Origin of the sequence: Inquilinus sp. Marseille-Q2685, from assembly GCF_916619195.1 — a bacterium.
Classification (GTDB): domain Bacteria; phylum Pseudomonadota; class Alphaproteobacteria; order DSM-16000; family Inquilinaceae; genus Inquilinus.
This window is the reverse complement of the sequence record NZ_CAKAKL010000001.1, coordinates 393,480-405,613: the sequence shown is the minus strand read 5'-3', so window position 1 is coordinate 405,613 and position 12,134 is coordinate 393,480. Positions and strand designations below refer to the sequence as shown.

Genomic DNA, 12,134 nt, shown 5'->3' with positions numbered 1-12,134 from the left:
ATTTGGAACCGCAAGGAATGGCCGTCGACGACGCGGTGCCTCCGGTATGAAACCTCCGATCGATCGATTCGCCGAACTGGAGTTCGAAAGCGCCGCCCATCTGACGCTGACGCTGCTGGGCCAGGTTCGGGACGGCCGGATGACGCCGATCGAGTTCGCGATCTGGCTGCGGCAACTGATGATGCACAAGCAGGAGCCACTGTCCGACAACGAGAAGAGCGCCATGGCCTGCACCCTGGCGGTCGCGCTGTTGGACGATGAGGGGCTGGACCTCACCCCACTGGAGCTGATGGAACTGCTGGACCGGTCCGAGCAAGCGGGCGCGATCGGACGGCTGGTGTAGGGACCTTCGGCGCCCTCAGCTCTTGGACGCGTGCTCGGGCTTGCCCTTGCGCTTGGTCGAGGCCATTTCGTCGAGCTGCTTCTCGCTCATGGACTTGTACATCGACTTCGACGCGCCCTTCAACTCGCCGACCTTCTGCTCACCGCGCTTGGCGGCCAGGGCGGCCCCGGCCGCCTTCTGCTGCGCTTTCGATTTCGCCGGCATGACTGCCTCCACGGTGGTGGATACCTGAATCAGGAACGGTGGGGCATGTCGGCCGGTTCCGCTCCTGCCCCCTGCGTCGCGGTTCGATCCGGAACGGCCGGCGCTTTGATCCTGTTGCAATCGTACATTCCCGTCCCCGACAGGGAGAATTGTCATGAGGGCCGTCCTTGTGCTGTCGACCGCGGCGATCGCTTGCACGCTCGCGCTCGGAGGCTGCAGCCGCGAGAGCGAGCCGGCGCAGATGCTGGCATCGCTGGCGCCTTCGCCCCAGATCGATCCGGCCAATTATGTGCAGACCGCCGGGATGAGTGACCTGTTCGAGGTCGAGGCCGGCAAGGTCGCCACCCGGCGGGCCCGCAGCAGCGAGGTCCGCAGCTTCGCCCGGATGATGGTGAAGGATCACACCGAATCCACCGGCAAGATCCGCAGCGCCGTCCGCAGTTCGAACCTGGGCATCCAGCTGCCGACCGCGCTCGACCCGCAGCATCAGGAGAAGCTGGCGGCATTGCGGTCGGTCCCGCGCGCCGAATTCGACCGCCAGTACATGGAAGGCCAGGTGGAAGCCCACCAGGAGGCGCTGAAGCTGCAGCAGAGCTATGGCAAAAGCGGTGGCGATCCGAACCTGAAGGCGGTGGCCTCGCAGCTGACCCCGATCGTCCAGCACCATCTCGACGAGGCCCAGGCCATCCTGTCCGGCCTGCGCTGAGGCTTCTGTCCCTTCCCTGCCTCCATGCGACGGGTCAGCCCCCGCGGAGCATGACCGTCGACAGTGGGGGCAGGGAGGCCAATAGCAGGTCGCGGCCGCCGGCACCGGTCTCGATCACCGGTTCGGCCTCTGTGATGCCGCCGCCGCCGTATTCGCGCGCATCGGTGTTCAGGATGGGCCGCCAGGGCCCGCGATGCGGAACCGGAATGCCATATTCCGGCCGCGGCACCGGGGTGAAGTTGCACACCACGAGGATCGGCGCGTCGCCCTCCGCGCCCAGCCGCAGATAGGCGAAGACGCTGGCCTCGGCATCGTCGACCACGGTCCAGGCGAAGCCGGCGGGGTCGGCGTCGTGCCGATGCAGCGCCGGCTCGGCCCGGTAGATCCGGTTGAGGTCGCGGACCAGCCGCTGCACGCCGCGATGCAGCGGGTCGTCCAGCAGGTGCCAGTCCAGCTGGGCGTCGTGGTTCCACTCCCGCTCCTGGCCGAACTCGCCGCCCATGAACAGCAGCTTCTTGCCCGGCGAGCTCCACATGAAGCCGAAATAGGCGCGCAGGTTGGCGAAGCGCTGCCAGGTGTCGCTCGGCATGCGGCCCAGCAGCGAGCCTTTGCCGTAGACCACCTCGTCATGAGACAGCGGCAGCACGAAGCGCTCGCTGAAGGCGTAGAGCAGCCCGAAGGTCATCGCATTGTGGTGGTGTTTGCGATGGATCGGGTCGCGCGTCATATAGCCGAGCGTGTCGTGCATCCAGCCCATGTTCCATTTGAAGGAGAAGCCGAGACCGCCCTCCGATACCGGCGCGGTGACGCCGGGCCAGGCGGTCGATTCCTCCGCGATCACCACAGCGCCGGGATGGCGCTCGGCCACCAGCGTGTTGAGCCGCCGCAGGAAGGCGATCGATTCCAGATTCTCGCGCCCGCCATGGGCATTGGGGATCCAGTCGCCGGGCCCGCGGCTGTAGTCGCGGTAGAGCAGGGAGGCGACGGCATCCACCCGCAACCCGTCGATATGGTAGCGGTCCAGCCATTCCAGCGCGCTGGCCAGGAGGAACGCGACCACCTCGGTGCGGCCGAGATTGTAGATCCAGGTGTTCCAGTCGCGATGGAAGCCCTCGCGCTCGTCCTCGTGCTCGTAGAGGGCGGTGCCGTCGAAGCGATGCAGCCCGTGGGCGTCGCCGGGGAAGTGCGCCGGCACCCAGTCCAGCAGCACGCCGACGCCGGCCCGGTGGCAGGCGTCGACGAAGCGGGCGAAGGCCTCCGGCGGACCGAAGCGGGCAGTCGGGGCGAACAGGCCGAGCGGCTGGTAGCCCCAGCTGCCGGTGAAGGGGTGCTCGGTGATCGGCATCAACTCGAGATGGGTGAAGCCCATGCCGGCGACATAGGGCACCAGCCGGTCCGCCAGCCCGTCCCAGCCCAGCGGCCGGCCGTCCGCGCCGCGCAGCCAGGAGCCGGCATGCAGCTCGTAGATCGAGATCGGGGCGGAAGCGGACTGCCGCTCGGCCCGGCCCTGCATCCATTCGCCGTCGGCCCAGCGGAAGGGCAGGGGCAGCGGCACCACCGAGGCGGTGCGCGGCGGCGCCTCGGTCTCGCGGGCCAGCGGATCGGCGCGCTGCGGCAGCAGCCGGCCGTGCCGGTCCAGCAGCTCGAATTTGTAGAGCGCGCCGTCGGCGACGCGCGGGATGAACATCTCCCACACTCCGCCGTGATGGCGCAGCCGCATCGGATGGCGTCGTCCGTCCCAGCTGTTGAACTCGCCGACCACCGAAGCGCGGCTGGCATTCGGCGCCCAGACGGCGAAGCGGGTGCCCGCGACCCCGTCGATCGTGACCACCCGACTGCCCAGGCAGCGCCGCACCGCCTCCGGGTCGCCTGCGGCCAGGGCGCGCAGGTCCGGATCGCCGAGCAGCACGCCGAAGCCGTAAGGATCCTCGGTTTCCTGCACCGCGCCGCCGGGCCAGGTGATGTGCAGCAGATAGGGCTCGTCCTCGTTCAGCACGCCGGCGAACACCCCGGCCGGATGGATGGGCTTCAGCCTCGCCAAACGGCGGCCATCCGACCGCGCCACCGCCTCGACCCTGTCGGCATTGGGCAGGCAGGCACGGACCGCGATGCCGTCCCCGGTCGGGTGGGGGCCCAGCACCGCGAAGGGATCGCCATGGCGCCCCGCCGCGATCGCGTCGAGGGCGGCGGGATCGAGGCCGGTCGGCAGCGCGACGTCAGGCATGGGTCAGAACCTTCGCGTCGGTGGCGAGCTGGTCCAGCAAGGCCGCCAAGCCACGGATCGGCAGGCCGATCCAGCTGGGGCGGTTCGCCGCTTCGTAGCGGATTTCGTAGGCCGCCTTCTGCAGCGAGAAGAGGGCGATCAGAGCCTCCTCCGCCTCCGGCGTCGCCCAGGGATGCGGCGCAACCCGGGCGACCGCGCGGTAGGCCTCCAGGAAGGCCTGCGACGCCTCGGCCCGGTACCGCTGCAGCAGGGCGGTCCGCTGCTCCCGCATCGCTTCGGGGATGGAATCACGGATGGCATCGTCGGCCGTGGCCGCGGCGTAGTCGATCGACCGCAGCAGGCCGGCGACGTCGCGCAGCGGGCTCGATTTGTGCCGGCGCTCGGCGATCGGTCGGGTCGGCTCGCCCTCGAAATCGATCAGATAGGCGTCGCCCTGCGCCACCAGCACCTGGCCGAGATGGAAGTCGCCATGGACCCGGGTCTGCAGCGATCCCCGACCCGCGTCGGCCAGGCGTTCGACCAGCCGGGCCAGCCGATCCTGGCCTTCCAGCAGCCGCCTGGCCGCCGCTTCGGTCGCGGCGTCCGGCCAATCGCGCATCGCCGCGACCGTGGCGATCGCGCCGTCGATCTCGACCCGCGCCTCCTCGATCCAGCCGCGGACCGCCGCGGCATCCGCCGGCTCGGGTGCGAAGGCTGGGTCGTCGCTGGGCCGGGCCAGCACGGCATGGATCTCGGCCAGGCGCCGGCCGATCGCCGCGGCGAAGCCGGCCTCGTCGGCGAAGCCTTCGCCATCGGTTGCTCCTTCGGTCAGGGTCATCTCGTCGACGGTCCGGCGCAGATTGTCCAGGCTCCAGCTCCAACCGTCGCCCTGGTTGCGAACGAAGCCCTGGGCGATCGCCAGCGTCCGCGGCTCGCCGTCGGCGCCGATGCGCACCACCTCGCCGAACAGCGGAGCGATATTGGTTGCGCCGTGCTCGGTCAGATAGCGCCCCATCTCGGATTCGGGATGGATGCCGGGGCGGATGCGGCGAAGCAGCTTCAGCACCAGCTTGTCACCGCCGAGGACCAGGGAGCTGTTCGACTGCTCCGCCGCCAGCCACTGGACATCCACATCCGGCGGCAGCTCGAACCCTTCCATCCGCGTCGTCGGCAGGAACCGGATCTCGCCATCCTCGGCCGGAAGCGTCTGGCCGGTCTGCAACCCGTTGACCAAAGCGAGCGGCAGGTCGCGCAGGGAGAAGGCGTCGGTGAGGAAGCCGACGCGGCGGCCGCGCCGAACCCGGGCGACGGCCAGCTGCTGCTGCAGCGCCGGCAGGCTGCCATCCTCCCAGGCGATGCCGAGCGGCACCTGATAGCAATCCGTCGTGCCGCCCGCGGTCGCTTCCACCTGGGCCAGCATCAGCTCGGTTCCCGGCAGCGGCGTCGCCTTGGCGATGCGGATCTCATCGATGCGCCGGTCCTTGGCCGCGAACCAGCGGCGCTTCGGCAGATAGGCCGGCAGGCTTTCGGTCTCCAGGATCTTCCGTGACGCCGGGGACAGCACGTCGGCCAGGCCGTCGCGCAGCACCAGGGTGACGAATTCCGGCATCTGCTCCGGCGGCTCCTGATGCCAGCGCGGCGCTGCAGCATCGGCCCGCAGCTGGAACCAATAGAAGCCGTAGGGCGGCAGGGTCAGCAGATAGGTCAGCTGGCCGATCGGTGGAAACACGGTGTCGCCGGTCAGTTCGACCGGCGAGCGGCCCTCGAAATCGGCGAGGTCCAGTTCGACCGCCTGCGGCGCGCGCGACAGGTTGGCGACGCACAGGATGGTCTCGTCCTCGTAGCTGCGCAGATAGGCCAGGATCTTGCGGTTGCCGGGATAGAGGAAGCGCAAGGTTCCGCGGCCGAAGGCGCGGTGCCGGCGGCGCAGCGCCAGCATCCGGCGGGTCCAGTTCAGCAGCGAATGCGGGTCGCGCCCCTGGGATTCGACGTTCACGGCCGGAAAGCCGTAGAGGGCGTCCATGATCGCCGGCAGCACCAGCTTCTCCGGGTCGGCGCGGGAGAAGCCGCCGTTGCGGTCCGGCGACCATTGCATCGGCGTACGCACCCCGTCGCGGTCGCCGAGATGGATGTTGTCGCCCATGCCGATCTCGTCGCCGTAATACAGGACCGGCGTCCCCGGCATCGACAGCAGCAAGCTGCTCATCAGCTCCATGCGCCGGCGGTCGCGCTCGAGCAGCGGCGACAGGCGGCGGCGGATGCCGAGATTGATCCGGGCGCGCCGGTCGGCGGCGTAGGTCTCCCAGAGATAGTCGCGCTCGCTGTCGGTCACCATCTCGAGCGTCAGCTCGTCGTGGTTGCGCAGGAAGATCGCCCATTGGCAGGTCTCCGGGATCTCCGGCGTCTGGCGCAGGATGTCGGTGATCGGGAACCGGTCCTCGCGCGCGATCGCCATGTACATCCGCGGCATCAGCGGGAAGTGGAATGCCATGTGGCATTCGTCGCCGCGGCCGAAATACTCCTGCGTGTCTTCCGGCCATTGATTGGCCTCGGCCAGCAGCATGCGGCCGGGATAGCGCGCGTCGAGATGCGCCCGGATCTGCTTCAGCACGGCGTGAGTCTCGGGCAGGTTCTCGTTCGAGGTGCCCTCGCGCTCGATCAGATAGGGGATGGCGTCGAGACGCAGCCCGTCGACTCCGAGATCGAGCCAGAACCGCATCACCCGCAGCACCGACGCCAGCACCCGCGGATTGTCGAAGTTCAGATCCGGCTGGTGCGAGTAGAAACGGTGCCAGAAATAGGCGCCGGCCACCGGGTCCCAGGTCCAGTTCGACGTCTCGGTGTCCAGGAAGATGATCCGGGTGCCGGCATAGGCCTGGTCGGTGTCGGACCAGACATAGAAGTTCCGGGCCGAGGAGCCCGGCTTGGCCCGCCGCGCGCGCTGGAACCAGGGGTGCTGGTCGGAGGTGTGATTGATCACCAGCTCAGTGATCACACGCAGGCCGCGGCGGTGCGCCTCGGCGATGAAGCGGCGGACATCGGCCAGGGTGCCGTAATCCGGATGCACCTCGGTGTAGGCGGCGATGTCGTAGCCGTCGTCGCGACGGGGCGACGGGTAGAAGGGCAGCAGCCACAGCGTGTCGACGCCCAGGCTGGCGATGTAGTCGAGCTTGGAGATCAGCCCCTTGAAGTCGCCGATCCCGTCGTCGTTGCTGTCGAAGAACGACTTGACGTGCAGCTGGTAGATGACCGCGTCCTTGTACCAGGTCGGGTCGTCGAAGCCGGGGGCGGGGGAGCGCTTGAGCATGTCACACCTCCTGCGCCGGACGGATGCGCCAGATCGCGAAGGGAAGGGCGGGGTCGAGACGGATGTGCTGGATCTTGCCGTGCCAGGTGAGCTCACGGCCGGTCATCAGCTCCTCGGCCGCCAGCGCGCCGTGGTCGGGCAGGCCCCATTCCCAGAGCGGGATCTCGATATCGGCCTCCTGCGGCCGGTGCGGGTCGAGATTGATGGCGACCAGCAGGACGTTGCCGCGGTCGGGCGTCGCCTTGCCGTAATAGAGGATGCTGTCGTTGAAGGCGTTGTAGAAGGTCAGGCCGAGATGGCTGTGCAGCGCCGGGTTGGCGTGACGGATCCGGTTCAGCCGGGTGATCTCGGCGACGATGTTGCCGGGCCGGTCCCAGTCCCAGGCGCGCAGCTGGTACTTCTCGCTGTCGAGATATTCCTCCTTGCCCGGGACGGCCTGCGCCTCGCACAGCTCGAAGCCGTTGTACATGCCCCACAGCCCGGACAGCGTGGTCGCCAGCGCGGCGCGGATCAGGAAGCCCGGGCGGCCGCTGGTCTGCAGGAACTGCGGGTTGATGTCCGGCGTGTTGACGAAGAAGTGCGGACGGAAGAAGTCCTTCGGCGCCGTGGTGGTCAGCTCCGTCAGGTAGCTGGTCAGCTCCGCCTTGCTGTTGCGCCAGGTGAAGTAGGTGTAGGACTGCGAGAAGCCGATCTTCGCCAGCCGGTACATGACCTTCGGCCGGGTGAAGGCCTCGGCCAGGAAGACGACGCCGGGGTCGCGGCTGCGGATGTCGGCGATCAGCCACTCCCAGAACGGGAAGGGCTTGGTGTGCGGGTTGTCGACCCGGAACAGCCGCACGCCCTCGCCGACCCAGAAGGCGACGATGTCGCGCAGCACCCGCCACAGCTCGGGCAGCGCCGCCTCGGCGTAGAACTCGACATTGACGATGTCCTCGTACTTCTTCGGCGGATTCTCGGCGTAGCGGATGGTCCCGTCCGGCCGCCAGCCGAACCAGCCGGGATGCTCGCGCAGCCAGGGATGGTCGGGGGCGCACTGGATGGCGAAGTCCAGCGCCAGCTCCAGCCCGTGTTCCGCCGCCGCATCGCGCAGCCGGCGGAAATCCTCGATGGTGCCGAGCTGCGGGTGGATCGCGTCGTGGCCCCCCTCGGCCGCGCCGATGGCATAGGGGCTGCCGGGATCGTCCGGTCCGGGGGTGAGGGTGTTGTTGCGGCCCTTGCGGTTCTTCCGGCCGATCGGATGGATCGGCGGGAAATACAGCACGTCGAAGCCCATCGCGCGGACCGCCGGCAGCCGCCGGATCACGTCGTCGAAGGTGCCGTGCCGGTGAGGGTCGCCGCTGGCCGACCGCGGGAACAGCTCGTACCAGCTGGCGAAGCCGGCAGCACGGCGCTCGGCGTCCACCGCCTGCGGCGGGTCCTGGCGGATGGCGAAGGGCCGGCGGTCGGCCTTGGCCATCAGCGCTGCGGTCTCCGGCGCCTGCAGCCGCGCCAGCCGCTCCGACGGCGCGGCCTCGGCGAAGCCGGCCAGCAGCGCCTCTAGCTCGGCCCGGATCCGGCCGCGGCAGGCGTCGCGTGCCCGTTCGACCAGCAGCCGGCCTTCCTCGATCTCGACGGCCAGGTCCAGCCCGGCCAGCTGCTTCTTGCGCAGGTCGGACAGGAAGGTCGCGAAGACGTCGCGCCAGGCCTCGACGGCGAAGAGATAGCGGCCCATCCGCTCCAGCGGGAATTCGCCCGCCCAGCGGTCGTTGCCGATCGGCGACATGCGCTGCTCGCGCCAGCCGCGTTCGTCCTCCGGCCGCCACAGCAGGGCGACGGCGGTGATCTCGTGCCCGTCCGTGACAACATCGGCCTCGACCCGCACGGTCTCGCCGGCGATGCGCTTGACCGGGAAGCGGGGATGGCCGGGTGAGGGGGCAACCGCCTCGATCGCCACCCGCGGCGCCCGGATCGCGCGGGCCAGGTCCAGCTCGGCAACGCGCGACGGGGCGGGGGCGACCGGCGCCGCCCGCGGTGCTTCCAGCACCCGCGTCTCACCGGCGTCGAGCGTGATCGGATGGCTGCCGGCCAGGCCGGCCGGCGCCCCGTCCAACTTGTCCGGGCCCAGCTTGTCGGTGAACGGGCCGAACGCGCCGCCGATGCCGCGCAGCACGGGCGCCGGCTGCAGCGTCGCCGGCCGGTGCAGGTCGGTGTTGGCCAGGATCAGCTCGGCCCGTTCCGGGGCGACGCCGGCCTCGGTGCGCAGCAGGGCGACCACCGTGGCCTCCGGACCGCTGAGGGCCCGCAGCGCCGCAGCCTTGCCGCCCGGCCTGCCTAGCGCCGCGACCGTGGCCGCGATCTCCTCGCTCAGGTCGAAGGGCGCGGCGTCGCGCGCCCATTGCAGCTCGGCTTCGGCCGTGCCGATCGGCGTCTCGCGGGCGGCGAACTCGAAGCCCATCGGCAGCAGCAGCCCGTCGCCCGTGGCGGCGGCCAGCCGCAGAGAGCGCAGATAGGCCCGGCGCAGCAGCGGCGTATGCCGGATGCGGGCCGCCAGGCGCGTACCTTCGGGCGGCTCGGGATAGGTGATCACCGGCAGCGCCGCGGCTGTCGGGCCGGATGGGGAGCGCCGCCATGCCTCCAGCATCCCGATGCCGGAGATGCAGGCATCGAAGCCGCAATCCCGCAGCAGGATCTGGTCAAGCTCCTGCAGGGCCCGGGCCGCGGCCCAGAAGCGGTGCCCCGCGGCGCGCGTCTCCACGATCGCCTCCGACCATCGCCGTGCCTCGTCCAGGCTCGCGATCCGGCAGATGAATCCGTCGACGCCGGCTTCGCAGGCGGCGGCGAGGGATGCCGCCGGCCAGGCGAAGGCCGCGTCGTCCGGCAACACTGCCCGGATCGGGGGCCGCCGCGGATCCGGCGGCTCGTCATCGGCGGCCGTATGCGCCGGCTGTGAAGCCGCCGAGGCGAGATCGAGGACCAGGCCCAGCCCGTGCCGGCGGCAGCTTTCGACGGCACCGCCGATCGCGGCTCGGGATCGGGAGAGCGTGCCCGGCGTCGCTGCGACGGCCAGATGGCCGAACCCCATCCGGGCGGCCTGCGGGAGGCATTCGTCCAGGAAGGAATGCGACAGCGACCCAAGCCCGCCGGGAAGGCTGTAGATCGTGCGAAGCATGCGAGGCTCAAGGAGCGGGGCCGCCGGACGGCCGTCTTTCTCGCGCAACCCGGTCGCTTGTCCGGTCATGGCCACCTCGCGTCAGTTGCGGCTTGGTTGCTTCATCGGAGAACAGGAAGCCCGTCGTCGCGGTTCCTGGCAGATCGGGCGGAGGCGAGCGCGGCCGGTCGAAGCGCCGCACTCGGGGGCGGCGACGAGGCCGAGCCCTGCGGATGATCACATTCGGTTTGTCGGATAATATATATTATGGAAAATAAAGATGATCCCCCGAGGCCATTGAGATCCGGCCGCCACGGCTCGGTCCTCCCGGCCCGTTCTTCCGGTAATTACGACGCCGTCGCCAAGGACGCCGCGGCCAGGGCCGCAGTCGGAAGGAATATACGTCACGTCAACAAGTTATGACGCAACCCTCCGCCACCGGAGGAACTTAGGATTTCCTCATAACCCATTGAATCCTGGACCGACTCAGGCGGCGGCGTCCTTGCGGCGGATGGCGGCGGCCTCGGTGCCGATCACCAGCTGCCCGTGCCAGCCCCGGGGATCGTCGCCGAAGCCGGTGAAGCGTTCCCAGCCCCGCTCTTGGTCCGACAGCGTGAAGGCCGTGCCGCCGGCGGCCGCGACCAGGCACAGCCCGCCGGCCACGTCCCAGACATTCGGCCGCTCGAAGCGCGCCACCTCCAGCAGGCCCGCGGCCACGAAGGCGCATTCGATCGCGGCCGATCCGGTCTTGCGAGTCTCCCAGGGCAGCACGGTGCCGGGATCGAGACGAGGCTCTCCCGCCAGCCGCCGGCGCACCGCCGGGTTCGGGCCGACCTCGAGCTTCGCCCCGTCGAAGCTCAGCGGGCCGCGGCCGCAGGCGTGATAGACGCCGGAGCGCAAGGCATGGCTGGTCGAGCACCACACGGCGCCGATCACCGGCCGGCCGCGATGCAGCACCCCGATCGACGCAGCAAACAGCGGCAAGCCATTGACGAAATTGGTGGTTCCGTCGACCGGATCGATCGCCCAGACCGGGCTGTCGGGCCCGGCTGGATGATCCTCCATCTCCTCGCCGATGATGCCGTGGTCGGGGTAGAGCTCGGCGAGGCGTGCCCGGATCAGGGATTCCACCCGCTGGTCGACCTCCGACACCGGATCCCGGAACAGCAGGTCGTCTCCCTGCCCCGCCCCGGTCTTGTACCGGACGCTGAAGGTCCGGCCGAGCGAGGCGACGATCTCGGCCCCGGCGAGCCGGGCGAATTCGATCGCCGTCTCCTCCCACTGCTCCAGCCGGGCTGCGGGCAGGTCGTCGCTGGTCATTCGTCGTCTCCAGGAATGAGGACGGTCACCGGCTTGGGCTCGATGCGGATGATCAGCGTGGCCTCGCCGCCTTCGACGGCCTTGTCGTCGACGTGAACGCTGCCGCCCTGCGGATGCAACTCGACCCGCTCAGCCTTCACCCGGCGCAGCGGAGACCCTCGGGCCTCCGGGTCCTTCAGCCAGGCCAGCATCGAGCGGCGCTTCGCCGCCGGCAGCCAGGCCACGTCGAGATGCGCGTCCCCGGGGTCGGCTTCCGGCGCCAGCAGCAGGTTCGGCCCGATCATCGGAAGGTTCATCACTTCGAGCATCAGCATCTTTTCGTCCAGCCGCTTGCCGTCGACGGCCAGGCTGACATCGAGCGGCTCGCAATCGGCGATGATGTCGCGCAACTCCTGCCGCCGTTCCCCGACCAGGTCCGAGCCATGCTCCTTGCCGCCGGCGGCGCCTTGCCGGATTGCGGTCACCAGAGGACCCATCCCGACCGCCTCGACGAAGTTGCGGGTCCATTCCGGCCCTTCCACCACACCGATCCGGAGCGGCGTGCGCTTCGCCTTGGCCAAGCCGGCGACGATGTGGCGCGGCTCTTCGACGATGCCGAGCGCCCGCGCGATGTTGTTGGAGCTGCCGGTCGGCAGGATGGCGACGGTGTGGCCCCGGCCGTGCAGCGCCCGCACGATCTCGGCCACGGCGCCGTCGCCGCCGGCGATCACAACCAGATCGTGCGGATTCTCCAGCGCCCGTTCCAGCTCCTTGCCGCGGGTCGAGATATGCACCGGGGCGAAGCCCGACATCTCCAGCAGGCGGACCAGCTTGTCCGGCGACCAGTCGCCGTCGCCGGCCTTCGGGTTGTGGAACAGCGAGATCTCCATGGCCGAACAATCCGGCTATGGCCGTCGCGGTTCCGTCCGCTTCGGCCCGCCGCGC

The 12,134-nt window shown here is 69.8% G+C and carries 8 protein-coding genes; 2 read left to right on the top strand and 6 right to left on the bottom strand.

The annotated features are described in order from the left end of the window. Nucleotides 1-46: 46 nt before the first annotated feature. Nucleotides 47-343 (top strand): hypothetical protein, encoded by a 297-nt coding sequence (locus tag LG391_RS01890; RefSeq protein WP_225765491.1) that lies wholly within the window; start codon nucleotides 47-49, stop codon nucleotides 341-343. A gap of 15 nt (nucleotides 344-358) precedes the next feature. Here the strand turns inward: LG391_RS01890 and LG391_RS01885 are convergent, their stop codons facing one another. Further along, a complete protein-coding gene (locus tag LG391_RS01885; protein WP_225765489.1) occupies nucleotides 359-547 on the bottom strand; it encodes a DUF3008 family protein in 189 nt (62 codons plus the stop codon). Nucleotides 548-701: 154 nt separating this feature from the next. Between LG391_RS01885 and LG391_RS01880 the strand changes: the two genes are divergently transcribed. Further along, on the top strand, nucleotides 702-1,253 hold the full coding sequence (locus tag LG391_RS01880) for a DUF4142 domain-containing protein (protein ID WP_225765487.1): 552 nt from the start codon (nucleotides 702-704) through the stop codon (nucleotides 1,251-1,253). A 34-nt stretch (nucleotides 1,254-1,287) separates the two neighbouring features. On the opposite strand, the gene glgB is transcribed toward LG391_RS01880, so the two are convergent. The 5 genes from glgB to LG391_RS01855 form a co-directional block, all read right to left on the bottom strand. After that, nucleotides 1,288-3,477, bottom strand: a complete 2,190-nt coding sequence (gene glgB, locus LG391_RS01875; RefSeq protein WP_225765485.1) for a 1,4-alpha-glucan branching protein GlgB — start codon at nucleotides 3,475-3,477, stop codon at nucleotides 1,288-1,290. After that, complete coding sequence (treS, locus tag LG391_RS01870; protein ID WP_225765482.1) at nucleotides 3,470-6,763, bottom strand: maltose alpha-D-glucosyltransferase; 3,294 nt, start codon at nucleotides 6,761-6,763, stop codon at nucleotides 3,470-3,472. Before treS ends, glgB begins: the two co-directional genes overlap by 8 nt. Nucleotide 6,764: 1 nt before the next feature. Further along, nucleotides 6,765-9,911, bottom strand: a complete 3,147-nt coding sequence (locus LG391_RS01865; protein ID WP_225765480.1) for an alpha-1,4-glucan--maltose-1-phosphate maltosyltransferase — start codon at nucleotides 9,909-9,911, stop codon at nucleotides 6,765-6,767. Nucleotides 9,912-10,376: 465 nt separating this feature from the next. Then, nucleotides 10,377-11,210, bottom strand: a complete 834-nt coding sequence (locus LG391_RS01860; RefSeq protein WP_225765479.1) for an inositol monophosphatase — start codon at nucleotides 11,208-11,210, stop codon at nucleotides 10,377-10,379. Then, complete coding sequence (locus LG391_RS01855; protein WP_225765469.1) at nucleotides 11,207-12,079, bottom strand: diacylglycerol kinase family protein; 873 nt, start codon at nucleotides 12,077-12,079, stop codon at nucleotides 11,207-11,209. The genes LG391_RS01860 and LG391_RS01855 overlap by 4 nt, the downstream gene beginning before the upstream one ends. Nucleotides 12,080-12,134 lie beyond the last annotated feature (55 nt).